The sequence below is a fragment of the Streptomyces mashuensis genome (assembly GCF_014654785.1).
In the GTDB taxonomy this organism is placed as follows: Bacteria; Actinomycetota; Actinomycetes; order Streptomycetales; family Streptomycetaceae; genus Streptomyces; species Streptomyces mashuensis.
This window is the reverse complement of record NZ_BNBD01000002.1, coordinates 477,637-502,038: the sequence shown is the minus strand read 5'-3', so window position 1 is coordinate 502,038 and position 24,402 is coordinate 477,637. Positions and strand designations below refer to the sequence as shown.

Here is a 24,402-nt window from a genome sequence, read left to right as displayed (position 1 = left end):
GTACACGATGGCAATCGACGTCAACAACGAATCCGGTACGGACATCGACGAGCAGGCGATTCTCGACGTCGCCCGCTACGCCCTGGCCCGGATGCGCATCCACCCGCTCTCCGAACTCTCGGTCATCGTTGTCGACGCCGACGCCATGGAGCAGCTGCACATCCAGTGGATGGACCTGCCCGGTCCCACGGACGTGATGTCCTTCCCCATGGACGAGCTGCGCCCGCCGGCCAAGGACGACGACGAGCCGCCGCAGGGCCTCCTCGGCGACATCGTCCTCTGCCCCGAGGTGGCGAAGAAGCAGGGCGAGGAGGCGCCGACCCGGCACTCCATGGACGAGGAGCTCCAGCTGCTCACCGTCCACGGCGTGCTGCACCTCCTCGGCTACGACCACGAGGAGCCCGACGAGAAGGCCGAGATGTTCGGCCTCCAGGCGGCGATCGTCGACGGCTGGCGGGCCGAGCGCGGCCTCACAGGTCCCTCCCCGGCGCCCACGCTGACGTGACCGGCCGGCTGATCGCCGCCGCGGTCCTGCTGCTCGTCGTCGCGTGGCTGGCCGCCTGTGCCGAGGCCGGCCTCGCCCGGACCACCCGGTTCCGGGCCGAGGAGGCCGCCCGGCTCGGGCGGCGCGGCAGCGCGAAGCTGCTGGCCGTGGCCACCGACCCCACGCGGTACCTGAACGTGGCGCTGCTGGTCCGGGTCGCCTGCGAGATGGCGGCCGGCGTCTTCGTCACGTACGTCTGCCTGGAGGAGTTCGCGCGGACGTGGCAGGCGCTGACGGTGGCCGTCGCCGTGATGGTCCTCGTCTCGTACGTGGCCGTGGGCGTCTCGCCGCGCACCATCGGCCGCCAGCACCCGCTGGGCACGGCCACGGCCGCCGCGTACGTGCTGCTGCCGCTGGCCCGGATCATGGGCCCGGTGCCGCGGCTGCTGATCCTCCTGGGCAACGCCCTCACGCCCGGCAAGGGCTTCCGCATGGGGCCCTTCGCCTCGGAGGCGGAGCTGCGGGCCATGGTCGACCTCGCCGAGAAGGAGTCGCTGATCGAGGACGAGGAGCGCCGCATGGTGCACTCGGTCTTCGAGCTGGGCGACACCCTCGTGCGCGAGGTGATGGTGCCGCGCACGGACCTCGTGGTCATCGAGCGCGGCAAGACGATCCGGCAGGCACTGACGCTCGCCCTGCGCTCCGGCTTCTCGCGCATCCCCGTGACGGGGGAGAGCGAGGACGACATCGTGGGCGTGGTCTACCTGAAGGACCTGGTGCGCCGGACGCACATCAGCCGGGACGCGGAGTCGGAGCTGGTCTCCACGGCGATGCGGCCGGCGGTGTTCGTGCCCGACACGAAGAACGCGGGCGACCTGCTGCGCGAGATGCAGCAGCAGCGCAACCACTGCGCGGTCGTGATCGACGAGTACGGCGGCACGGCCGGCATCGTCACGATCGAGGACATCCTGGAGGAGATCGTCGGGGAGATCACCGACGAGTACGACCGGGAGCTGCCGCCCGTGGAGGAGCTGGGTGAGGGCCGCTTCCGGGTGACCGCCCGGCTGGACCTGGGCGACCTCGGCCAGCTGTACGGCCTGGAGGACCTGGACGACGAGGACGTCGAGACGGTCGGCGGCATGCTGGCGAAGTCCCTGGGCCGGGTGCCGATCGCCGGGGCGACGGCGGTGGTGCCGCTCGCCGAGCGCGGCACGGACCCGGCCCTGACGGCGCTGCGCCTGACGGCGGAGGCGGCGGCGGGCCGCCGGAACAAGATCGTCACGGTGCTGGTGGAGCCGGTGCGCGAAGCGGCCACCCCCGGCTGAGCCCTCCCGGGGGAATGCGGGTGCGGGACGGATTCCCCGTCCCCTTCCGGGGGAAATCCTGCGGAATGGCAGCTTTCGCAAACGTGGTGCGGGCGATGGCGCGGCCCCTGCTGGCCGCGCCGTTCGTCACCAGCGGCGTCCAGACCGTCGCCCGCCCCGAGACCGTCGCGCCGACGGCCGCGCCCGTGGCGCTGGCCATCGCCGAGTGGGTACCGGTCCTGCCGCGCGACGCGGCGGCCCTCGTACGGCTCAACGGCGCCCTGCACCTGGGGGCGGGCACGCTCCTGGGCGCGGGCGTCCTGCCCCGCGCCTCCGCCCTGGCGCTGGCGGCGAGCCTGGTCCCCACCACACTGGCCGGGCACGCGTTCTGGAAGGAGACCGACCCCGCCCGCCGCGCCCAGCACCGGGTGGCCTTCTACGGCAACCTCGCGGTGCTGGGCGGCCTCCTGGTCACCGCGACGGCGCCCCGCCGGCACGGCTGCTGCCCGTGGCGGCTGCGGCGGCTCCGGCGGGGCTGACGGCGGGGCCGAGGGCGGCCAGGCCGGCGCTTATGGTGGTGGCCGCACCATCAGCGACGAGGGGGAAGCCGTTGACCGCCGCGACGAAGTCACACCGGCGCCAGGAGCTGCGCGAGTTCCTGATGAGCCGCAGGGCGCGGGTCAGCCCGGCCGAGGCCGGGCTGCCCGACGGAGGGCCGCGCCGCCGCACGCCGGGGCTGCGCCGCGAGGAGGTCGCCGTTCTCGCGGGCGTCGGCGCCAGCTGGTACCAGTGGCTGGAGCAGGGCCGCGACATCACCGTCTCGCCGCAGGTCCTCGACGCGGTCGCCCGCGTGCTGCGGCTCAGCGGCGAGGAACGCCGCCACCTGTACGTGCTGGCCGGGCTCAACCCGCCGCTGCCGCGCCCGGTGGACGAGCCGGGGGAGCTGAGCGACGGCCTGCACCGGCTCATCGACGCATGGATGCCGCACCCGGCGCACATCATGGACGCCTACTGGAACAACATCGCCTACAACGACGCGGCGCGCCTGGTGCTGGCGTTCCGCCCGAGCCTGCGGCAGAACTGCCTCATCGACTTCTTCACCGACCCCGTCTACCGTGCCCGCGCCGGCAACTGGGAGGCGAACGCCCGCCGGGTCGTGGCGCAGTACCGGGCCGCCTGCACGGACCACTGCGAGGACGAGGGCTTCCAGCAGATCGTCGGCGAACTCTCCGAAAAGAGCCCGGAGTTCGCCGAGATGTGGGCGCGCGGCGACGTGCAGGCCGGCGGGCAGCTGGTGAAGGAGATCGACCATCCCGTCGCCGGCCGGCTGTACCTGGAGAGCACACCGCTGCGCGTCCCGTCCCGGCCGGACCTGACGATCGTGCTGCACAACCCCGTCGCCGGCACGGGCACGGCCGAGAAGGTGGCGTGGCTGACCTCCCCGGAGGGCCGCCGGGCGGCGATGGGGACGGTCTCCTCGGCGGTCTCCTCGGCCGCGAGCTGATCGTTATGCTCCTCGCATGACGGAGACGGACGTGACGGACCCCGAGGACCGCAAGCTCATCACCCTGGCCCGCACCACCCGGGCCCGCAACGGCGTCGCCGAGGGCGCGGCCGTACGGGACGAGACGGGCCGTACGTACGTTGCCGGGACCGTGGAGCTGGAGTCGCTGCGGCTGAGCGCGCTGCGCGCCGCCGTGGCGATGGCGGCGTCCAGCGGCGCGCGGTCGCTGGAGGCCGCGGCGGTGGTCTCCGAGGCCGGCGCCGTGCCGGACGAGGACCGCGCCGCCGTACGCGACCTGGGCGGCCCCGGCACGCCGGTGCTGCTCGCCGGGCCGGACGGCACCGTACGCGGGGCCCTCACCGCCGGCTGATCAAGGGCTGCGGAGCCGCTGGTCCGCCGCGCGCGGCGGATCGGGGACAATGTGGGGCATGGACAGTGCCTCCTCCGCCTCCCAGGCCCCTCACCGCGCGGGCTTCGCGTGCTTCGTCGGCCGCCCCAACGCGGGCAAGTCGACCCTGACCAACGCACTGGTGGGGACGAAGGTCGCCATCACCTCCAACCGGCCGCAGACCACCCGCCACACCGTGCGCGGCATCGTGCACCGCCCCGACGCCCAGCTCGTCCTGGTCGACACCCCGGGTCTGCACAAGCCGCGCACCCTGCTGGGCGAGCGGCTCAACGACGTGGTCCGCACCACGTGGGCCGAGGTCGACGTGATCGGCTTCTGCCTGCCCGCCGACCAGAAGATCGGCCCCGGCGACCGGTTCATCGCCGGTGAGCTGGCGGGCATCAAGAAGACCCCCAAGATCGCCATCGTCACCAAGACCGACCTGGTCGACTCCAAGACCCTCGCCGAGCAGCTGATCGCCATCCAGCAGCTGGGCGAGGAGCTGGGCATCCAGTGGGCGGAGATCGTCCCGGTCTCGGCCGTCGGCGACAAGCAGGTCGCCCTGCTGGCGGACCTGATCGCGCCGATGCTGCCGGAGAGCCCGCCGCTGTACCCCGAGGGCGACCTCACGGACGAGCCCGAGCAGGTCATGGTCGCCGAGCTGATCCGCGAGGCGGCGCTGGAGGGCGTGCGGGACGAACTGCCGCACTCCATCGCCGTCGTGGTGGAGGAGATGCTCCCCCGCGAGGACCGCCCCGCGGACAAGCCGCTGCTGGACATCCACGCCAACGTCTACATCGAGCGCCCCAGCCAGAAGGGCATCATCATCGGCCCCAAGGGCGCGCGCCTGAAGGAGGTCGGCATGAAGTCCCGCAAGCACATCGAGGCGCTGCTGGGCACGCCGGTCTACCTGGACCTGCATGTGAAGGTCGCGAAGGACTGGCAGCGGGACCCGAAGCAGCTGCGCAAGCTGGGCTTCTAGGCCGGCCGGAACCGCCGGCCGGAGGCCGGCGCAGCCGCCCGAAGCCAGCGAAGCGCCCGCGAGGGTGGCAGACAGAGTGGTCCCGAAGCAGCTGCGGAAGCTGGGCTTCTAGGGCAGATCGCCCTACGCCCCCTCCTTCAGTACCGTCCGGATCAGCTCCCGCTGTTCCGGTGTGAGGTGCGGGTCGGCGAGGTGCACCGAGCGGCCGTCCACCGTGATCTCGTAGTGGAAGCCGTCGGGCACCCCGCGTGGGTGCAGGGGCTCGCGGCCCGGCGCGAGGGCCTTGTGGGCCAGCGCCTCTAGGTGCGTGGCGTCGGGCCGGCCGCAGGTGTCCAGCTCGGCCCGGCGCTCGATCCCGGCGAAACCGCCCGTACGGATGATGACGATACGCATGTCGTCATGCCTACCCCGTACGGGCCGTTCCAGCGGTTCACGCCGCTCCGGTCACCCCCACCTGGCCCCACGCCTTGAGCACGGCCCGCACCTCGTCGCCCTCGCCGTACAGCGTGCGGGCGGTGGCGGCGGTCAGCCGGGCGAAGTCCGCGAACGACGCGTCGGAGGCCAGCTGCCCGCCGGTGAGCGTGGCGTACCAGATCTTGCCGGCCCGTTCCCACGCGTGCCCGCCCAGGGCCGTGGCCACGAGGTAGAAGGCGTGGTTGGGGATGCCGGAGTTGATGTGCACGCCGCCGTTGTCGCGGCTGGTGCGCACGTAGTCGTCCATGCTCGCCGGCTGCGGGTCCTTGCCGAGCACGTCGTCGTCGTACGCGGTGCCCGGGGCCTTCATGGAGCGCAGCGCCGTGCCGGTGACGTGCGGGCCGAGCAGTTCGTCGCCGATCAGCCAGTCGGCCTCGGCGGCGGTCTGCCCCAGCGCGTACTGCTTGATCAGCGAGCCGAAGACGTCGGCGAGCGACTCGTTGAGCGCGCCGGGCTGCCCGTAGTACTCCAGGTTGGCGGTGTACTGGACGACGCCGTGGGTGAGCTCGTGCCCGATGACGTCGACGGGCAGCGTGAAGTCGAGGAACAGGTCGTTGTCGCCGTCGCCGAAGACCATCCGCTCGCCGTCCCAGAAGGCGTTGCAGTAGCCCTGGCCGTAGTGGACGGTGGCGTTCAGCGGCAGCCCGGAGTCGTCGATCGAGCGCCGGCCGTACACCTTGAAGTAGAGGTCGAACGTGGCGCCCAGCCCGGCGTGGGCGCGGTTCACGGTGGCGTCCTGCGAGGGCGCGTCGCCCTCGCTGTGCACCTTGGTACCGGGCACGTGCTCGACGTGCCGGGCGTCGTAGACGGTGCGGTTCGGCGTGTCCGCGGGCGTGCCGCGGCCCGTGGCCATGGCGGCCGGGCGCAGCGTGGTGACGCGGCGGCGGGTGCGCAGCGCCCCGTCGTGCTCCAGGGTGCGGCGGGCCGGCTCGTGGAAGCGGGGCTCCTCGTGCTGGGCCAGCCGGTCGAGCAGGTGCGGCGGGACGATCGTGCAGAGGACGTGGGGGTCCGGGACGTGCGGGGTGCCGGTGGTGCTCTCCTCGGTGGGGTTCATGGCGGAAATGTGGCACCGGCCGTGCGGCTTGTCACCGGTCGTCGCGACGATTGACGAAATCGAGTGGTCGTCCTCCGAATCCTTGCGCGTCCCGCATGCTGAAACGCCCCGCCGTTTTCCGCACGCCTCGGTTAGTGTGCTGTACACCATGCGTGACGTGCTGCTTCTTCTTAGCTGCCGCGGCGAGGGTCTGTAGCCACGGGCCGACCCCCTCCCCGCGGAGTGCGGTGTTTGCCGGCAGCAGTCCCGGCAGCCCTGTCGGCCGTCCCCGCGGATCCCCTCAGGAGCCTTCGCCCGATGTCCGTGAATCCCGTGTCCGTAGGCCGCCCCACGCCCCTGACCAACGCGACCGTCACCCAGCGCCCCTCGGGGATGCCGGTCCACCGCTACCGCCCGTACGACGCCGTCGACCTGCCCGGCCGCACGTGGCCGGAGCAGCGCATCACCAAGGCCCCGCGCTGGCTGTCCACCGATCTGCGCGACGGCAACCAGGCGCTGATCGACCCCATGTCGCCGGCCCGCAAGCGGGAGATGTTCGACCTGCTGGTGCGCATGGGCTACAAGGAGATCGAGGTCGGTTTCCCCTCCTCCGGCGCCACCGACTTCCAGTTCGTGCGGTCGATCATCGAGGAGGGCGCGATCCCGGAGGACGTGACGATCTCCGTCCTCACCCAGGCCCGCGAGGAGCTGATCGAGCGCACGGTGGAGTCGCTGCGCGGCGCCCACCGGGCCACCGTGCACCTCTACAACGCCACCGCCCCGGTGTTCCGGCGCGTGGTCTTCCGCGGCTCGCGGGAGCAGGTGAAGCAGATCGCCGTGGACGGCACGCGGCTGGTGATGGAGTACGCCGAGAAGACCCTGGGCGACGAGACGGTCTTCGGCTACCAGTACAGCCCGGAGATCTTCACCGACACCGAACTGGACTTCGCGCTGGAGGTCTGCGAGGGCGTGATGGACGTCTGGCAGCCCGAGGCGGGCCGCGAGATCATCCTCAACCTGCCGGCCACGGTCGAGCGCTCCACGCCCTCCACACACGCCGACCGCTTCGAATGGATGTCGCGGAACCTCTCGCGCCGTGAGTTCGTGTGCCTGTCGGCGCACCCGCACAACGACCGCGGCACGGCCGTCGCCGCCGCCGAGCTGGCCGTGATGGCCGGTGCCGACCGGGTCGAGGGCTGCCTGTTCGGGCAGGGCGAGCGCACCGGCAACGTCGACCTGGTCACCCTGGGCATGAACCTCTTCTCCCAGGGCGTCGACCCGCAGATCGACTTCTCCGACATCGACGAGGTGCGGCGCACCGTCGAGTACTGCACGCAGATGGAGGTCCACCCGCGCCACCCCTACGCGGGCGACCTGGTCTACACCGCCTTCTCCGGCTCCCACCAGGACGCCATCAAGAAGGGCTTCGAGGCGCTGGAGCAGACGGCCGCGGACGCCGGCACGGGCGTGGCGGACGTCGTGTGGGAGGTTCCCTACCTGCCCATCGACCCGAAGGACGTGGGCCGCTCCTACGAGGCCGTGATCCGCGTCAACTCGCAGTCGGGCAAGGGCGGCGTCGCGTACGTGCTGAAGCACGAGCACAAGCTGGACCTGCCGCGCCGGATGCAGATCGAGTTCTCGAAGATCATCCAGGCGAAGACCGACGCCGAGGGCGGCGAGGTCACCCCGCAGGAGATCTGGTCGGTGTTCCAGGACGAGTACCTGCCCACCGCCGCCAACCCCTGGGGCCGCATCGCCCTGCGCGGCACGCACACCTCCACCACGCGCGAGGGCCGCGACGCGCTGACGGTCGAGGCCGTCCTGGACGGGCAGGACACGGTGCTGACGGGTGTCGGCAACGGCCCCATCTCGGCCTTCTTCGACGCCCTGGCCTCGGTGGGCGTGGACGCGCGGCTGCTGGACTACACCGAGCACACCATGAGCGAGGGCGCCTCCGCGCAGGCCGCCTCGTACATCGAGTGCGTGATCGACGGCAAGGTGCTGTGGGGCATCGGCATCGACGCCAATACAACGCGCGCGTCCATCAAGGCCGTCGTGTCGGCGGTGAACCGCGCGTACCGCGACTGACGAGGAGCCGCCGGGCCCGTGGCCCGGCGGCCCGCCCGTCAACCCGGCGCCCGGGAAAGCACCGCTTCCGGTGGACCCGGCCACGCGGCGTGACCCCGGGCGCACCGGGTGCGCACGGGGTACTGACGCCACATCAACGATGTGGCTAACATCACGTCAACGCGGCGACCGGGCCGTGGCGTTATGGAGGTGCCGCCGTGATGCACGCGCAAGGCCGACACAGCTCCGACCGGTGTGTGGTGGGCGTACGCACCGTGTGGCGCACCGTCGGGGACGGGGAGTTCTTCTGCCCCGGCTGCGGTGGTGACCGCAACTACCACCGCCGCACGGGCCGCCGTCGCCTCGTCGTGCTGGGCGTGCCGCTGCTGCCGCGCGGCCCGGTCGGGCCGGTGGTGGAGTGCACGGCCTGCCGGTCGCACTACGGCGTGGACGTGCTGGACCACCCCACGACCACCCGCTTCTCCGCGATGCTGCGCGACGCGGTGCACACCGTCGCCCTGGCGGTGCTCGCCGCGGGCGGCACCCAGGCCCGTACGGTGCGCCGGGCCGCGGTCGGCGCGGTGCGGGCCGCGGGCTTCGCCGACTGCAGCGAGGAACAGCTGGTCACGCTGATCGAGGCACTGGCCGCCGACACCGGCCGGTACGCCGCCCCGCCCCGCGAGGGCTTCGACCCCTGCGGCACGGCGCTGGCCATCGAACTGCACGAGGCGCTGGAGCCGCTGGCCCCGCACCTCGCCCCGGCGGGCCGGGAGCAGATCCTGCTCCAGGGCGCGCGGATCGCACTGGCGGACGGGCCGTACCGGCCGGCGGAGCGGGAGGTGCTGGCGACGGTGGGCCGCGCCCTGCTGCTGTGCCCGGAGGACACGGACCGGCTGCTGTCCGAGGCCCGCACCCCCTCGTAGCACCCCGGCCCGGTGCAGCCGGGGCACCCGTGGGCGTGCGGGACAATGGGTGCCATGACCCTCTTCCGCGACGACGGCATCGTGCTGCGCACCCAGAAGCTGGGCGAAGCGGACCGGATCATCACCCTGCTGACCCGTGGCCACGGCCGGGTGCGGGCCGTCGCCCGCGGAGTGCGGCGCACCAAGTCGAAGTTCGGCGCCCGCCTGGAGCCGTTCTCCCACGTCGACGTGCAGTTCTTCGCCCGCGGCAGCGAGCTCGTGGGGCGCAGCCTGCCGCTGTGCACCCAGAGCGAGACCATCGCCCCGTACGGCGGCGCCATCGTCACCGACTACGGCCGGTACACCGCCGGCACGGCGATGCTGGAGACCGCCGAGCGGTTCGCCGACCACGAGGGCGAGCCGGCCGTGCAGCAGTACCTGCTGCTCGTCGGCGGACTGCGCACCCTCGCCTCCGGCCAGTACCCCCCGCACCTGGTCCTGGACGCCTTCCTGCTGCGCTCCCTCGCCGTCAACGGCTACGCCCCCAGCTTCGGGGACTGCGCCCGCTGCGGAATGCCCGGTCCGAACCGGTTCTTCTCGGTGGCGGCCGGCGGCGTGGTGTGCGGGGAGTGCCGGGTGCCGGGCAGCGTCGTACCCTCCTCGGAGGCCATCGCGCTGCTGAGCGCGCTGCTGACCGGGGACTGGGCGACGGCGACCGCCTGCGAGGCGCGGTACGTGCGCGAGGGCAGCGGGCTCGTGGCGGCCTATCTGCAGTGGCACCTGGAGCGGGGCCTCCGTTCGCTCCGGTACGTCGAGAACTGAAACGGGGATCAAGGAGAAGTGGCACCCATGGCACGACGCGGGATTCTGGGCCGTTCCCGACGCGAGTACCGCACCCCCGAGCCGCACCCGTCGGGTGCGCGGCCGCCGAAGATCCCCGGTGAGCTGGTGCCCGGGCACGTGGCGATCGTCATGGACGGCAACGGCCGCTGGGCCAAGGAGCGCGGCCTGCCGCGCACCGAGGGCCACAAGGTGGGCGCCGAGCGGGTGCTCGACGTGCTCCAGGGCGCCATCGAGATGGGCGTCGAGGCCATCTCCCTGTACGCGTTCTCCACCGAGAACTGGCGGCGCTCCCCGGACGAGGTGCGCTTCCTGATGAACTTCAACCGGGACTTCATCCGCAAGACCCGCGACCAGCTGGACGCGCTGGGCATCCGGGTGCGCTGGGTGGGCCGCATGCCGAAGCTGTGGAAGTCGGTGGCCAAGGAGCTCCAGGTGGCCCAGGAGCAGACCAAGGACAACGACCGGCTGACGCTGTACTTCTGCATGAACTACGGCGGCCGGGCCGAGATCGCCGACGCCGCGCAGGCGCTGGCCGCCGACGTGCGCGCCGGGCGGCTGGACCCGTCGAAGGTCAACGAGAAGACCTTCGCCAAGTACCTGTACTACCCGGACATGCCCGACGTGGACCTGTTCCTGCGCCCGTCCGGCGAGCAGCGCACGTCCAACTACCTCATCTGGCAGAGCGCGTACGCCGAGATGGTCTTCCAGGACGTGCTGTGGCCCGACTTCGACCGCCGTGACCTGTGGCGGGCCTGCCTGGAGTACGCGCGGCGCGACCGCCGCTTCGGCGGGGCCACCCCGAACGAGGAACTGCTCGCGGAGGGCGGGGCGTGACGCCCTCCGCATGAAGGAAGGGCCCGGCAGCCACTGCCGGGCCCTTCCCGCACGTCCGGGTCAGCGCTTGGCGGCGCACTCCCCGCACGTGCCGAAGATCTCCACGGTGTGGGCGACGTCCACGAAGCCGTGCTCGGCGGCGATCGCGTCGGCCCACTTCTCCACGGCCGGGCCCTCGACCTCCACGGCCTTGCCGCAGACCCGGCAGACCAGGTGGTGGTGGTGCCCGCTGGAGCAGCGGCGGTAGACGGCCTCGCCCTCGCTGGTGCGCAGCACGTCCACCTCGCCGGCGTCGGCGAGCGACTGGAGGGTGCGGTAGACGGTCGTCAGACCGACCGACGCACCGCGGTGCTTGAGCAGATCGTGGAGCTCCTGAGCGCTGCGGAACTCGTCCACCTCGTCGAGCGCCGCCGCCACGGCGGCGCGCTGCTTGGTGGCCCGGCCGCGTACCGGGGGACCGGCGGTCGCCACAGTTGCCTCCTCAAGCTCGCCTGAACACCTGTCTCACGTGTACCGGCGTCAATTGTGCCAGGCGCGCGCCTCAGACCCGTACGTCGTCGGTCGCGGTTGAACGCCCCTTGCCGTCGAGGGTGCACTGTTCCTGTGCGGCGGCCCGGCCCGCGCGGCGCCGGGCCAGGGGCGTGGCCAGCGCGGTGAGGACGACGAACAGGCCGATGGCCATGAGCACGATCGTGGCGCCGGAGGGCACGTCGACGTAGTACGAGGCGGTGGTGCCGGAGACGGTGACGAGCACCCCGATGCCCACCGAGGCGGCGAACGTCGTGGCGAAGCTGCGGGTGATCTGCTGCGAGGCGGCGACGGGGATCACCATGAGGGCACTGACCAGCAGCAGGCCCACCACGCGCATGGCGACGGTGACGGTCACCGCGGCGGTGACGGCGATCAGCAGGTTCAGCAGCCGCACGGGCAGCCCGGTGACGCGGGCGAACTCCTCGTCCTGGCAGATGGCGAACAGCTGCCGGCGCAGGCCGACCGTGGTGACGATCACGAACGCGGCCAGCACGCAGATCGCCAGGATGTCCTCGCGCGAGACCGTGGTGATCGACCCGAAGAGGTAGGTGGACAGGGAGGCCGAGGAGCCTCGGTCGGACAGGCTCGTCAGCATCACGCCGCCGGCCATGCCGCCGTAGAACAGCAGCGCGAGCGCGATGTCGCCGCGGGTGCGCCCGTAGGAGCGGATCAGCTCCATCACGACCGCGCCGAGCACGCACACGACGGTGGCCACCCAGATCGGGCTGGCGTTGAGCAGGAAGCCGAGGCCGACGCCGGTCAGCGCGACGTGGCCGATGCCGTCGCCCATCAGCGCCTGGCGGCGCTGGACGAGGTAGATGCCGATGGCGGGCGCGGTGATGCCGACCAGGAGGGCGGCCAGCAGCGCCCGCTGCATGAAGGCGAGTTCGAGGATCTCCATCAGCTCAGCAGTCCCGTCCGGATCGGTTCCGCCGCCGGGTCGGCGTGCGGGTGTACGTGGTCGTGGCCGGGCAGCGCGTGCTGGCCCACGGCGCGCGGCGGGGCGCCGTCGTGGACCACACAGCCGTCGCGCAGCACCACGGCCCGGTCGATGAGCGGCTCCAGCGGGCCCAGCTCGTGCAGCACCAGCAGCACGCTGGCGCCGCGCTCCACCTGGTCGCGCAGCGCCTCCGCCAGCACTTCCTGGCTGGCCAGGTCGACGCCCGCCATGGGCTCGTCCATGATCAGCAACTCCGGTTCGCCGGCCAGCGCGCGGGCGATCAGCACCCGCTGGTGCTGGCCGCCGGAGAGGGCGGCCACCGGGTCGCCCGCGCGGTCGGCCATGCCCACCAGCTCCAGGGCGCGCACCACGGCCTCGCGGTCGGCCCGGCGGGCCGGGCCCAGCTTCGTCCGGGCCAGCCGGCCGGAGAGCACGACCTCGCGCACGGTGGCGGGCACGCCGCCGGCGGCCGTGGTGCGCTGCGGCACGTAGCCGACGCGCTTCCAGTCGCGGAAGCGGCGCCGCGGCGTGCCGAACAGCTCCAGCTCGCCGCCGGTGAGCGGCACCTGGCCGACGATGGCGCGGACGGCGGTGGACTTGCCCGAGCCGTTGGCGCCGAGCAGGGCCACGACCTCGCCGCGGCCCACGGTCAGGTCGATGCCGCGCAGGACGGGGCGCGACCCCAGCGAGGCCGTGGCCCCGCGCACCGCTATGACGGGCTGCTCCATGACTGCCTCCTGGTGCTCGTGGGGGTTGGCTCGGCGGTTCACTTGGTTCCCAGCGCCTTCTGGAGGGCGGTGAGGTTGGACTCCATGACCTCGAAGTAGTCGTGGCCGCGGGACTGCTCGCCGATGCCCTCCAGCGGGTCCAGCACGTCCGTCCTCAGGTGGAGGTCCTCGGCCAGGGTCCGGGCCGTGCGGGGGCTGGCGATGGTCTCGTAGAAGACCGTGCCGACGTGGTGCTCGCGGGCGATCTTCTGGAGGTCCTTCATCCGGGCCGCGGTGGGCTCGGCCTCGGGGTCGAGGCCGGCGATGGCCTCCTGCTCGAGGCCGTAGCGCTCGGCGAGGTAGCCGAAGGCGGCGTGCGTGGTGACGAAGGTGTCGGAGGCCCGGTTCTTCAGGCCCGCGGCGAACTTTGCGTTCAGCGCGTCGAGCTTCTTCACCAGCGCGGCGGTGTTCTTCTCGTAGTCGGCGCGGTGCTCCGGGTCGGCGCCGGCGAGGACCTTGGAGACGCCCTTGGCGGCCTGCGCGTACCGGACGGGGTCGAGCCAGATGTGGGGGTCGCGGCCGTTGCCGTGCTCGTCGCTGCTCTCCGCGCCGTGGTCGTGGCCGTGTTCGTCGTGGCCGTCGACCTCGGTGCCGTGCCGCTCCAGGTGCGTGAAGGACGCGGCGTCGGCGACGTGCTTGTTTCCGGACTGCTCGACGGCCTCGTCGACGGCGGGCTGGAGGCCCTTGAGGTAGACGATCGCGCCCGCGTCCGCGAGGGAGCCGGTCTGCTTCGGGGTGAGCTCCAGGTCGTGCGGCTCGGTGCCGGGCTTGGTCAGCCCCGTCACGGCGACGTGCTCGCCGCCGATCTGCTGCGCCAGGAACTCCATCGGGTAGAACGACGCGATGACCTGCAGCTTTCCGTCCTTCGTCCGGCCGTCGGAGCCGACGGCCGAGCAGGCGGAGAGCGTGGCCGCGCCGAGCGCCGTCACAAGGAGGACGGCGACGGTGGGTATTCGGCGGCGGGTGCGGTTCGCTCGTACGTTCATGACACTCATTTTCAACAAAAGTGGAAACGATTGTCAACAACAGGCCGTGCCGCCCCTCGCGCGAGGGCCGGGTCAAGCCAAGGCCAGAGCCGATTTGATGAGAGGGGGTGGAGCGCCGGTAACCTGAATCATTCGCTGTTCGTCGTCGCAATGAAGAGAGCACCGTGGCCGCCGACAAGATCGACACCATCGTCAGCCTGAGCAAGCGCCGTGGCTTCGTCTATCCGTGCAGTGAGATCTACGGCGGCCAGCGCGCCGCCTGGGATTACGGGCCGCTCGGCGTCGAGCTCAAGGAGAACATCAAGCGCCAGTGGTGGCGCTACATGGTCACCTCCCGCGAGGACGTCGTCGGCATCGACTCGTCGGTGATCCTGGCCTCCGAGGTGTGGGTCGCGTCCGGTCACGTGGCCACCTTCACCGACCCGCTGACCGAGTGCACCTCCTGCCACAAGCGCTTCCGCGCCGACCACCTGGAAGAGGCGTACGAGGCCAAGCACGGCCGCCTCCCCGAGAACGGCCTGGCCGACGTCAACTGCCCCAACTGCGGCAACAAGGGCCAGTTCACCGAGCCCAAGCAGTTCTCCGGCCTGCTCTCCACGCACCTCGGCCCCACCCAGGACACCGGCTCGGTCGCCTACCTGCGCCCCGAGACCGCCCAGGGCATCTTCACCAACTTCGCCCAGGTCCAGCAGACCTCCCGGAAGAAGCCGCCGTTCGGCATCGCCCAGATGGGCAAGTCCTTCCGCAACGAGATCACGCCCGGCAACTTCATCTTCCGCACCCGCGAGTTCGAGCAGATGGAGATGGAGTTCTTCGTCAAGCCGGGCGAGGACGAGCAGTGGCAGGAATACTGGATGGAGCAGCGCTGGAACTGGTACACCGGCCTGGGCCTCCGCGAGGAGAACATGCGGTGGTACGAGCACCCCAAGGAGAAGCTCTCCCACTACTCCAAGCGCACCGCTGACATCGAGTACCGCTTCCAGTTCGGCGGCAACGAGTGGGGCGAGCTCGAGGGCGTCGCCAACCGCACCGACTACGACCTCGGCGCCCACTCCAAGGCCTCCGGCCAGGACCTGTCGTACTTCGACCAGGAGGCCGGCGAGCGCTGGACCCCCTACGTCATCGAGCCCGCGGCCGGCGTCGGCCGCACGATGCTCGCCTTCCTCCTCGACGCCTACGTCGAGGACGAGGCCCCGAACGCCAAGGGCAAGCTGGAGAAGCGCACGGTGCTGCGCCTCGACCACCGCCTGGCCCCGGTGAAGGTCGCGGTCCTCCCGCTCTCCCGCAACCCGGAGCTGTCCCCGAAGGCGAAGGGCCTGGCCCAGGCGCTGCGGCAGAACTGGAACATCGAGTTCGACGACGCCGGTGCGATCGGCCGCCGCTACCGCCGCCAGGACGAGATCGGCACGCCGTTCTGCGTCACGGTGGACTTCGACACGCTCGAGGACAACGCGGTGACGGTGCGCGAGCGCGACACGATGAAGCAGGAGCGCGTCTCCCTCGACCAGATCGAGGGCTACCTGGCGTCCCGCCTGGTGGGCTGCTGACGCCTGTCCGTACCCGAGGCCCCCGGCCCCCGCTCAGCGGGAGCCGGGGGCCTCGGCGTTTCAGGTGCGTGGTGGCCCACCGGCAGTGCCTCGTCGGCCTGTTCCGGGTCACAAGCCGTGGCCCTAGGGCCTCAACCCGCGCAGTACCAGCTCGCACACCGCCTCGAACGCCGCGTCGATGCCCGGCGTCGACCACTCCGCCGCGTACCCCGGGTCGTGGAAGCGGCCCGTCGCGTCCCAGATCGCGCGTGCCGTCGACGGCGCGTCGCACGGGGCGAACTCGCCGCGGTCGACGCCCTCCGTCACGATGCCGGACAGCTGGCCGATCATCGTTTCCACGTGGCGGTCCACCGTCGTGCTGTTCTCGCCGGCCAGGACCATGTACGTGGCGAACAGCTCGGGGTCGTCGCCCGCCTTGCGGCGCTTCGACGCGAAGAGGGCCGCGAGCCAGGCGTGGAGGCGGGGGCCCGCCGGGCCCTCCGTGGCGGCGACCGCGGAGAGCTCCGCGTGCGACTGGTCGAGCCAGCGGTCCGTCACCGCTTCGCGCAGTGCGGCCTTGCTGCCGAAGTGGCGGTAGACGCTGCCGTGGCTGACGCCGAGCGCGCGGGCCACGTCGACGACCGTCGCCTTCGCGGGGCCGTAGCGGCGCAGCACCTCCTCGGTCGCTTCGAGGATGCGCTCGGGGGTCAGGGTCTCGGCGGGCATCGGCGGGGCGGGCCTTTCGGGTCGGGGGCGCCGTGTGGGTGACGCCCAGTACGGACCGTACCCGGTCGGCTCAGTGCTCGCTGTCGAGGTGTGCCATCTGCTCGGCCGGGTAGCGGTCGCCGGCCGCGGCGCCCGCCGGCACCGCCTCCTCGATCGCGGCGAGGTCGGCCGCGCCGAGGGTGACGTCCAGCGCGCCGAGCGCCTCGGCCAGCCGGTCGCGGCGGCGCGCGCCGACCAGCGGCACGATGTCCTCGCCGCGCGAGAGGACCCAGGCGATGGCGGTCTGCGCGACCGTCGCGCCGCGCTCGTCGGCGACCTTGCGCAGGGCGTCGACCAGGTCCAGGTTGCGCTGGAGGTTCTCGCCCTGGAAGCGGGGGCTGTGGCCGCGGAAGTCGTTCGCGGCCAGCTGCCGGTCCCGCGTGAAGTGGCCGCTGATCAGGCCGCGGGACAGCACGCCGTACGCGGTGACGCCGATGCCCAGCTCCCGGCAGGCCGGGAGGATGCGGTCCTCGATGCCGCGGGAGATCAGCGAGTACTCGATCTGCACGTCCGTGACGGGGGCGACGGCCGCCGCCCGCCGGATCGTGTCGGCGCCCACCTCGGACAGGCCGATGTGGCGGACGTGGCCGGCCTCGACGAGCTCGGCGATCGCGCCGACGGTCTCCTCGATGGGCACGTCCGGGTCGACGCGGGCGATCCGGTAGACGTCGATGTGGTCGACGCCCAGCCGCTGGAGCGAGTACGCGGCGAAGTTCTTCACGGCGGCGGGCCGGCCGTCGTAGCCGGACCAGTTGCCGTCCGGGTCGCGCAGGGCGCCGAACTTCACGCTGGTCAGGGCCTTCTCGCGGTGGGCGGCCGGCGCGGTGCGCAGGGCCTCGCCGATGAGCATCTCGTTGTGGCCCATGCCGTAGAAGTCGCCGGTGTCGAGCAAGGTGACGCCCGCGTCGAGGGCGGCGTGGATCGTGGCGACCGACTCCGCGCGGTCGGCGTCGCCGTAGAGGGCGGACATGCCCATGCAGCCGAGGCCGAGGGCGGAGACCTGGGGGCCGGTGGTGCCGAGGATGCGGTGCAGCACGGGGAACTCCTGGAGGGGACGGGTCCGGGCACGGTTGTGCCCGCCCCAGAAGAGTCGCACATGGAATGACAGATTTCAATATCTGTCATTCCATGGTCAGAGTCGCCGCGTCAGCGCCACCGTCACCACCGACGCCACCAGCTGCACCCCGAGCGTCACCGCCAGCGCCTCCCGCATCCCCGCCGCCGGCGCCAGCGACAGGAACAGCGAGCCGAGCGTGGCCACGCCCAGCGCCATGCACGCCTGCTGCGTCGTCACCATCACGCCCGTCCCCACACCCGCCTGGGCCACCGGCACGTCCGCCAGCACCAGCCGGATCGTCTGCGGCATCAGCAGGCCGTTGCCCAGGCCCTGCACGGCCAGGCCCGGCGCCAGGCCCAGCGGGCCCAGCCCCTTCCAGCCGGCCCAGAACATCGTCAGCACCCCGGCCAGCCCCACGCCCTGCACCACCGCGCCCGCGACCACCACGCGCCGGTGCCCGAACCGGGACACCAGCCGCGGACCGGCCAGCGACCCCGCGAAGAACGTCGCGCACATCGGCACCAGCGCCAGGCCCGCCGCCATCGGCCCCAGCCGCAGCCCCTCCTGGAGCGCCACCGCCAGGACGAACATGAAGCCGCCCCAGCCCAGCGAGAACGGCACCAGCACCGCCAGGCCCCGGCGCACCCCGCGCAGCCGCAGCAGCGACGGCGGCACCAGCGGCGTCCGGCCCGCCCGCTCCCCGGCGCGTTCCACCCGTACGAACGCCACCGTGGCCACCGGGAACACGGCCAGCAGCAGCCACGCCCACACCGGCCAGCCCGCCGCCCGGCCCTCGGTCAGCGGCACCAGCAGGGAGATCAGCGACAGCGACAGCAGCACCGTGCCCGGCCCGTCCACCCGCGTCGGCCGGTCCGACCGCGTCTCCGGCAGACAGCGCACCGCCAGCACCAGCGCCGCCACCGCCACCGGCGCGTTGATCAGGAAGATCGACCGCCAGCCCGTGCCCGCCACGTCCACGGACACCAGGACGCCGCCGAGCACCTGCCCCACCGCGCTCGACACCCCGGCCGTACCGCTGTACAGGCTGAGTGCCCGAGCGCGCTGCGGGCCCTCGGTCGTCGCCTGGATCGTCGCCAGCACCTGCGGCAGCATCAGCGCCGACGCCGCGCCCTGGGCCACGCGCGCCAGCACCAGCGTCCAGGCGTCCGGGGCCAGCCCGCACGCCACCGACGTCACACCGAACGCCGCCGTCCCCCACAGGAACAGCCGCCGCCGGCCCACCATGTCGCCCAGTCGCCCGCCGAGCACCAGCAGCACCGCGTACGCCACGCCGTACCCGCCGACCACCATCTCCAGCAGGGCCGGGCCGGCGTCGAGGTCACGGCCGATGGTCGGCAGCGCGACGTTGACGACGAAGAAGTCGAGGAACGGCAGGGCCGCCCCGGTCAGCAGGGTCGTCAGGCCCAGCGCACTCAGCACGGGGCCCGCGGCCGGGGCAGCAGAGGTGGGGGAGGGGAGGGAGGACGGGGCCGGCGCCCGGCCGGATATGGAGGGTGTCTCAGTCACGGTCCGACGATGGCGGACCCCGCAGCCTGGTACCAGATGCCTCTTATCCTGGTACCAGCGCTACCTGGCACCAGGCTGCGACGTCCCGCACCCTGGGGGTCACGACCGCGATGGCAATCGAGACCGCCGCAGTAGCGGCCGGTACGGCGGATGCGGTACGCCGCCGTGAACTGGCCGTCTTCCTCCGCTCCCGCCGCGAGCGCATCACCCCCGAGCAGGCCGGCCTGCCCCGGGGCCCCCGGCGCCGTACCCCCGGGCTGCGCCGCGAGGAGGTCGCCCAGCTCGCCGCGGTCGGGGTCACCTGGTACACGTGGCTGGAGCAGGCCCGCGACATCCAGGTGTCGGCGCAGGTCCTCGACGCCGTCGCGCGGGCGCTCCTGCTGGACCGCGGCGAACGCGCCCACCTCTTCGCCCTCGCGGGCACGGCCGACCCCCGCCCCGGCTCGGACAGCTCCTGCGTCACGGCGGGGCTGCGCGAGATGCTGGCGCAGCTGGAGCCCCTGCCCGCCTGTGTGCACAACGCCCGGTACGACATCCTCGCCCACAACCGCACCTACGGGCGCCTGATGGTCGACCTCGACGCGCTCCCGCCCGAGGACCGCAACTGCCTCTGGCTCCACTTCACCAACGCCGAGTGGCGGGCCGGCCACCTCAACGGCGCCGAGGCCCGGCGCGCCCTGGTCGCCAAGTTCCGGGCCTCGATGGCCGAGCACATCGCCGAGCCGGCCTGGAAGTGCCTGCTCAAGCGGCTGCTGGACGCGTCGCCGGAGTTCGCCGAGATCTGGGCGCGGCACGAGGTGGTCCCCGTCGACGACCGGAAGGACGCGATCCTCCAGCACCCCGTGGCCGGCCGGCTGAACCTCACGCACAACAGCCTGTGGACCGGCCCCGCCCCCGGCGCCCGCCTGGTCACCTTCACCCCCGCCGACCAGGACACCCGCGAGCGCCTGCACCGCCTGCACGCCTGGGCCCTGGCACAGGGGGCGCCCCAGGAGGCCGCGGCCGCCCCTGCCGTATGAGGAGACCTCCGCCGTATGAGGGACAATGGAGGGTCCGCCCCCGCGGCGGCCCCCACCCCCGACCGCCCCACTCCCCGACGCGAGGCAGCTCCTCCATGACGCTCCAGATCGGTCCCCACTCCGTGCAGCCGCCGGTGGTCCTGGCCCCGATGGCGGGCATCACCAACGCGCCCTTCCGCACGCTCTGCCGTGAGTTCTCCGGCGGCAAGGGACTGTTCGTCAGCGAGATGATCACCACCCGTGCGCTGGTCGAGCGGGACGCCAAGACCATGCGGCTGATCCACTTCGACGGCTCCGAGAAGCCGCGCTCGATCCAGCTGTACGGCGTCGACCCGGTGACCGTGGGCAAGGCCGTGCGGATGATCGTCGACGAGGATCTCGCCGACCACATCGACCTCAACTTCGGCTGCCCCGTCCCCAAGGTGACCCGCAAGGGCGGCGGCTCCGCCCTGCCCTACAAGCGGAACCTGCTGCGCTCGATCCTGCGCCAGGCCGTGGGGAACGCCGGTGCCCTGCCGGTGACCATGAAGATGCGCAAGGGCATCGACGACGACCACCTCACCTACCTGGACGCCGGGCGCATCGCCGTCGAGGAGGGCGTCACCGCGATCGCCCTGCACGGCCGCACCGCCGCCCAGCACTACGGCGGCACCGCCGACTGGGAGGCCATCGCCCGGCTGAAGGAGGCCGTGCCGGAGATCCCGGTGCTGGGCAACGGCGACATCTGGTCCGCGGCGGACGCGGTGCGGATGATGCGCGAGACCGGCTGCGACGGCGTGGTCGTCGGCCGCGGCTGCCTGGGCCGGCCCTGGCTCTTCGGCGACCTGGTCGCCGCCTTCGAGGAGGGCGGCGACGGTACGTACGCGCAGCCCACCCTCCGCGAGGTGGCCCGCGTGATGCTGCGCCACGCACAGCTGCTGGGGGAGTGGCTGGAGGACGAGGCGCGCGGCGTCATCGACTTCCGCAAGCACGTGGCCTGGTACACCAAGGGCTTCTCGGTCGGCTCCGAGCTCCGGAAGAAGCTCGCGGTGGCCTCGTCCCTGGAGGAGCTGGGCGCTCTTCTGAGCGAACTGGACTTGGACCAGCCCTGGCCCGCGCACGCCGACGGGCCCCGCGGCCGGACCTCCGGGCGCAACAAGGTGGTGCTCCCGGACGGCTGGCTGAACGACCCGTACGACTGCGCAATCGTGGGCGAAGAGGCTGAATTGGACACCTCGGGCGGGTGAGCCGGAGGCTTTCCGCAGGCTCCACGGCACCCGAACGGCGGCTGAACGGCGAGTGATTCTCGCCACGCCTGATAGGGGGTGTGCTCAGATGAGCGGCCGTCGAGGGCTTGCACCTCTCCAAGGGGTGGCACTGCGTGCCACCCCTTCTGCGTTCATCCTCCGATGGCGGACGGACGATTCTTTCGGCAGCGTGTAAGGGTGCGACGACCTTCGGTCATCTTGTATTCAAGAAGTGAAGGAGGTGGGTGAGGGGCTCATATGAGCGCTCAACTTTCGATCTGCTGGTGGAACGGCGTTCGCGCCCCCAGGTTGGCGGAGTAGAGCTCCTCAGAAGCCTTCGATCTGGGTACGCTCCCCGCCGTCAGGGCAGCCCTCCCCCCTCAGCGTCCCGGGAGGCCCCAGTGAGGAGTCGATTCCCGTGCCGGTATCCGAAGATCGCCAGAAGTTCGTCTACGACTTCACCGAGGGCAACAAGGACCTCAAGGACCTCCTCGGCGGAAAGGGTGCCAACCTCGCCGAGATGACCAACCTCGGTCTGCCCGTCCCTCCGGGCTTCACCATCACCACCGAGGCGTGCAAGGTCTACCTGGAGCGCGGCACGGAGCCCGAGTCACTGCGGGCGGAGGTCAGCGAGCACCTGGCGGCGCTCGAGGAGCGCATGGGCAAGCGGCTCGGCCAGGCGGACGACCCGCTGCTGGTCTCGGTCCGCTCGGGCGCGAAGTTCTCCATGCCCGGCATGATGGACACCGTCCTCAACATCGGCCTCTCGGACGCCTCCGTGGCCGGCCTCGCGGCCCAGGCCGGGGACGAGCGGTTCGCCTGGGACTCGTACCGCCGCCTCATCCAGATGTTCGGCAAGACGGTGCTGGGCGTGGACGGCGAGCTCTTCGAGGAGGCGCTGGAGGCGGCCAAGCACGCCAAGGGCGTGACCACGGACGTCGAGCTCGACGCCGCCGACCTGCGCGGCCTCGTAGAGGAGTTCAAGGGCATCGTCGCCAAGGAGACCGGCCGCGACTTCCCGCAGGAGCCCCGCGAGCAGATGGACCTCGCCGTCCGCGCGGTCTTCGACTCCTGGAACGGCGACCGCGCCAAGCTCTACCGCCGCCAGGAGCGCATCCCCGGCGACCTGGGCACGGCCGTCAACGTCTGCTCGATGGTCTTCGGCAACCTCGGCCCCGACTCGGGCACCGGCGTCGCGTTCACCCGCGACCCCGCCAGCGGCCACCAGGGCGTCTACGGCGACTACCTGCAGAACGCGCAGGGCGAGGACGTCGTGGCCGGCATCCGCAACACCGTGCCGCTCGCCGAGCTGGAGCGGCTGGACAAGGCCAGCTACGACCAGCTGATGCAGATCATGGAGACGCTCGAGACGCACTACAAGGACCTGTGCGACATCGAGTTCACCATCGAGCGCGGCAAGCTGTGGATGCTCCAGACCCGCGTCGGCAAGCGCACCGCCGGTGCCGCCTTCCGCATCGCCACCCAGCTGGTCGACCAGGGCCTGATCGACGAGGCCGAGGCGCTCCAGCGGGTCACCGGCGGCCAGCTGGCCCAGCTGATGTTCCCCCGCTTCGACGAGAAGGCCGAGGCCGAGCTGCTGGGCCGCGGCATTGCCGCCTCGCCGGGCGCCGCCGTCGGCCGGGCGGTCTTCGACTCGTACACCGCCGTCAAGTGGTCCCGCTCCGGCGAGAAGGTCATCCTGATCCGCCGCGAGACCAACCCCGACGACCTCGACGGGATGATCGCCGCGGAGGGCATCCTCACCTCGCGCGGCGGCAAGACCTCGCACGCCGCCGTGGTGGCCCGCGGCATGGGCAAGACCTGCGTCTGCGGCGCCGAGGAGCTGGAGGTCGACACCAAGCAGCGCCGGATGACCGTGCCGGGCGGCGTGGTGGTCCAGGAGGGCGACGTCGTCTCCATCGACGGCTCGTCCGGCAAGGTCTACCTGGGCGAGGTCCCGGTCGTGCCGTCCCCGGTGGTCGAGTACTTCGAGGGCCGGGTGGACCCGGCCGCGGAGGACGCGGACGACCTGGTCAAGGCCGTGCACCGGATGATGTCGTACGCCGACGGCACCCGCCGGCTCGAGGTGCGGGCCAACGCCGACAACGCCGAGGACGCCGCCCGCGCCCGCCGGTTCGGCGCCCGGGGCATCGGCCTGTGCCGCACGGAGCACATGTTCCTCGGCGAGCGGCGGGAACTGGTCGAGCGGCTGATTCTGGCCGACACCGACGCCGAGCGGGACGAGGCACTGGGTGCCCTGATGCCGCTCCAGAAGGCCGACTTCGTGGAGCTGTTCGAGGCGATGGACGGCCTGCCCGTCACCGTCCGGCTGCTCGACCCGCCGCTGCACGAGTTCCTGCCCGACATCACCGACCTGTCGGTGCGCGTCGCGCTGGCCGAGGCCCGGCAGGAGCCGCACGAGAACGAGCTGCGCCTGCTCCAGGCCGTGCACAAGCTGCACGAGCAGAACCCGATGCTGGGCCTGCGCGGCGTGCGCCTGGGCCTGGTCATCCCCGGCCTGTTCGCCATGCAGGTGCGGGCCATCGCCGAGGCCGCGGCCGAGCGCCGGACCGCCGGTGGCGACCCGCGCGCGGAGGTCATGATCCCGCTGGTGGGCACCGTCCAGGAGCTGGAGATAGTCCGCGAGGAGGCCGAGAAGGTCATCGCCGAGGTCGAGCGGGCCACCGGCACCGAGCTGCGGCTGGCGCTGGGCACGATGATCGAGCTGCCGCGGGCCGCGCTGACGGCCGGCCAGATCGCGGAGGCCGCCGAGTTCTTCTCCTTCGGCACCAACGACCTCACCCAGACCGTGTGGGGCTTCTCCCGCGACGACGTCGAGGCCAGCTTCTTCACCGCCTACCTGGAGAAGGGCATCTTCGGCGTCAGCCCGTTCGAGACGATCGACAAGGACGGCGTGGGCTCGCTGGTGCGCGCCGCGGCCGAGGCCGGCCGGGCCACCCGGCCCGACCTCAAGCTGGGCGTCTGCGGCGAGCACGGCGGCGACCCCGAGTCGGTGCACTTCTTCCACCACGTGGGCCTCGACTACGTGTCCTGCTCGCCCTTCCGCGTCCCGGTCGCCCGCCTGGAGGCGGGCCGTGCGGCGGCGCTGAACGGCACGTCGAGCGACAGCCGGTGACCACCGGCTGAACACCAGGCTCCGGACCCGCTGTTGGGATGACCTCGACCCTCACCCCCAAGGGCGGTCCGGCCCGGCAGGAGGGGTGGCTCCCGTAGGGGGCTGCC

23 protein-coding genes are annotated in these 24,402 nt (G+C 72.2%); 14 read left to right on the top strand and 9 right to left on the bottom strand.

Going from position 1 to position 24,402, the window contains the following annotated elements; all coding sequences use genetic code 11:
- Positions 1-7 precede the first annotated feature (7 nt).
- The 6 genes from ybeY (at position 8) to era (ending at position 4,662) form a co-directional block, all read left to right on the top strand.
- Entirely contained in the window at positions 8-505 is a 498-nt protein-coding gene (ybeY, locus tag IE305_RS07525; protein ID WP_190128646.1) for an rRNA maturation RNase YbeY, read from the top strand.
- Positions 502-1,809, top strand: coding sequence for a hemolysin family protein (locus tag IE305_RS07520; protein ID WP_190128645.1), 1,308 nt, complete (start codon positions 502-504; stop codon positions 1,807-1,809). The genes ybeY and IE305_RS07520 overlap by 4 nt, the downstream gene beginning before the upstream one ends.
- A 65-nt stretch (positions 1,810-1,874) precedes the next feature.
- Positions 1,875-2,327, top strand: coding sequence for a DoxX family membrane protein (locus IE305_RS07515; RefSeq protein ID WP_190128644.1), 453 nt, complete (start codon positions 1,875-1,877; stop codon positions 2,325-2,327).
- A gap of 32 nt (positions 2,328-2,359) precedes the next feature.
- Positions 2,360-3,292 (top strand): helix-turn-helix transcriptional regulator, encoded by a 933-nt coding sequence (locus tag IE305_RS07510; protein WP_190128643.1) that lies wholly within the window; start codon positions 2,360-2,362, stop codon positions 3,290-3,292.
- Positions 3,293-3,308: 16 nt separating this feature from the next.
- On the top strand, positions 3,309-3,662 hold the full coding sequence (locus IE305_RS07505) for a cytidine deaminase-like protein (RefSeq protein WP_190128642.1): 354 nt from the start codon (positions 3,309-3,311) through the stop codon (positions 3,660-3,662).
- A 58-nt stretch (positions 3,663-3,720) separates the two neighbouring features.
- Complete coding sequence (gene era / locus IE305_RS07500; protein ID WP_190128641.1) at positions 3,721-4,662, top strand: GTPase Era; 942 nt, start codon at positions 3,721-3,723, stop codon at positions 4,660-4,662.
- A 123-nt stretch (positions 4,663-4,785) separates the two neighbouring features.
- Here the strand turns inward: era and IE305_RS07495 are convergent, their stop codons facing one another.
- Both IE305_RS07495 and IE305_RS07490 read right to left on the bottom strand, forming a co-directional pair.
- Entirely contained in the window at positions 4,786-5,055 is a 270-nt protein-coding gene (locus tag IE305_RS07495; protein WP_190128640.1) for a protealysin inhibitor emfourin, read from the bottom strand.
- Between the two features lie 37 nt (positions 5,056-5,092).
- Positions 5,093-6,190 carry a M4 family metallopeptidase gene (locus tag IE305_RS07490; RefSeq protein ID WP_190128639.1) on the bottom strand — a complete coding sequence of 366 codons (1,098 nt, stop codon included), beginning with the start codon at positions 6,188-6,190 and terminating at the stop codon, positions 5,093-5,095.
- Positions 6,191-6,487: 297 nt separating this feature from the next.
- Between IE305_RS07490 and leuA the strand changes: the two genes are divergently transcribed.
- From leuA to IE305_RS07470, 4 genes are all read left to right on the top strand, one after another.
- Positions 6,488-8,257 (top strand): 2-isopropylmalate synthase, encoded by a 1,770-nt coding sequence (gene leuA, locus IE305_RS07485; RefSeq protein WP_190128638.1) that lies wholly within the window; start codon positions 6,488-6,490, stop codon positions 8,255-8,257.
- A gap of 200 nt (positions 8,258-8,457) precedes the next feature.
- Complete coding sequence (locus tag IE305_RS07480) at positions 8,458-9,159, top strand: tellurite resistance TerB family protein (protein WP_190128982.1); 702 nt, start codon at positions 8,458-8,460, stop codon at positions 9,157-9,159.
- 54 nt (positions 9,160-9,213) lie between these two features.
- Positions 9,214-9,960, top strand: coding sequence for a DNA repair protein RecO (recO, locus tag IE305_RS07475; RefSeq protein WP_190128637.1), 747 nt, complete (start codon positions 9,214-9,216; stop codon positions 9,958-9,960).
- Positions 9,961-9,987: 27 nt separating this feature from the next.
- Positions 9,988-10,815, top strand: coding sequence for an isoprenyl transferase (locus IE305_RS07470; RefSeq protein ID WP_190128636.1), 828 nt, complete (start codon positions 9,988-9,990; stop codon positions 10,813-10,815).
- Positions 10,816-10,875: 60 nt separating this feature from the next.
- Here the strand turns inward: IE305_RS07470 and IE305_RS07465 are convergent, their stop codons facing one another.
- From IE305_RS07465 to IE305_RS07450, 4 genes are all read right to left on the bottom strand, one after another.
- Positions 10,876-11,286 (bottom strand): Fur family transcriptional regulator, encoded by a 411-nt coding sequence (locus IE305_RS07465; RefSeq protein WP_190128635.1) that lies wholly within the window; start codon positions 11,284-11,286, stop codon positions 10,876-10,878.
- 70 nt (positions 11,287-11,356) lie between these two features.
- Positions 11,357-12,247: a metal ABC transporter permease gene (locus tag IE305_RS07460; RefSeq protein WP_190128634.1), complete on the bottom strand. Its 891-nt coding sequence runs from the start codon at positions 12,245-12,247 to the stop codon at positions 11,357-11,359.
- On the bottom strand, positions 12,247-13,014 hold the full coding sequence (locus tag IE305_RS07455) for a metal ABC transporter ATP-binding protein (protein ID WP_190128633.1): 768 nt from the start codon (positions 13,012-13,014) through the stop codon (positions 12,247-12,249). The genes IE305_RS07460 and IE305_RS07455 overlap by 1 nt, the downstream gene beginning before the upstream one ends.
- Positions 13,015-13,052: 38 nt before the next feature.
- A complete protein-coding gene (locus tag IE305_RS07450) occupies positions 13,053-14,039 on the bottom strand; it encodes a metal ABC transporter substrate-binding protein (protein ID WP_190128632.1) in 987 nt (328 codons plus the stop codon).
- A gap of 164 nt (positions 14,040-14,203) precedes the next feature.
- Here IE305_RS07450 and IE305_RS07445 point away from each other — a divergent pair, with 164 nt between their 5' ends.
- A complete protein-coding gene (locus IE305_RS07445) occupies positions 14,204-15,586 on the top strand; it encodes a glycine--tRNA ligase (protein WP_190128631.1) in 1,383 nt (460 codons plus the stop codon).
- 123 nt (positions 15,587-15,709) lie between these two features.
- Here IE305_RS07445 and IE305_RS07440 read toward each other — a convergent pair whose 3' ends face one another.
- The 3 genes from IE305_RS07440 to IE305_RS07430 form a co-directional block, all read right to left on the bottom strand.
- Positions 15,710-16,291 carry a TetR/AcrR family transcriptional regulator gene (locus IE305_RS07440; RefSeq protein ID WP_190128630.1) on the bottom strand — a complete coding sequence of 194 codons (582 nt, stop codon included), beginning with the start codon at positions 16,289-16,291 and terminating at the stop codon, positions 15,710-15,712.
- 70 nt (positions 16,292-16,361) lie between these two features.
- Positions 16,362-17,366 carry an aldo/keto reductase gene (locus IE305_RS07435; RefSeq protein WP_190128629.1) on the bottom strand — a complete coding sequence of 335 codons (1,005 nt, stop codon included), beginning with the start codon at positions 17,364-17,366 and terminating at the stop codon, positions 16,362-16,364.
- Between the two features lie 96 nt (positions 17,367-17,462).
- Positions 17,463-18,914 (bottom strand): MFS transporter, encoded by a 1,452-nt coding sequence (locus tag IE305_RS07430; RefSeq protein WP_190128628.1) that lies wholly within the window; start codon positions 18,912-18,914, stop codon positions 17,463-17,465.
- Between the two features lie 110 nt (positions 18,915-19,024).
- Between IE305_RS07430 and IE305_RS07425 the strand changes: the two genes are divergently transcribed.
- From IE305_RS07425 to ppdK, 3 genes are all read left to right on the top strand, one after another.
- Positions 19,025-19,933: a helix-turn-helix transcriptional regulator gene (locus IE305_RS07425; protein ID WP_190128627.1), complete on the top strand. Its 909-nt coding sequence runs from the start codon at positions 19,025-19,027 to the stop codon at positions 19,931-19,933.
- 95 nt (positions 19,934-20,028) lie between these two features.
- Complete coding sequence (dusB, locus tag IE305_RS07420; RefSeq protein ID WP_190128626.1) at positions 20,029-21,159, top strand: tRNA dihydrouridine synthase DusB; 1,131 nt, start codon at positions 20,029-20,031, stop codon at positions 21,157-21,159.
- A 418-nt stretch (positions 21,160-21,577) separates the two neighbouring features.
- A complete protein-coding gene (gene ppdK / locus IE305_RS07415; RefSeq protein WP_190128625.1) occupies positions 21,578-24,295 on the top strand; it encodes a pyruvate, phosphate dikinase in 2,718 nt (905 codons plus the stop codon).
- Positions 24,296-24,402: the final 107 nt, after the last annotated feature.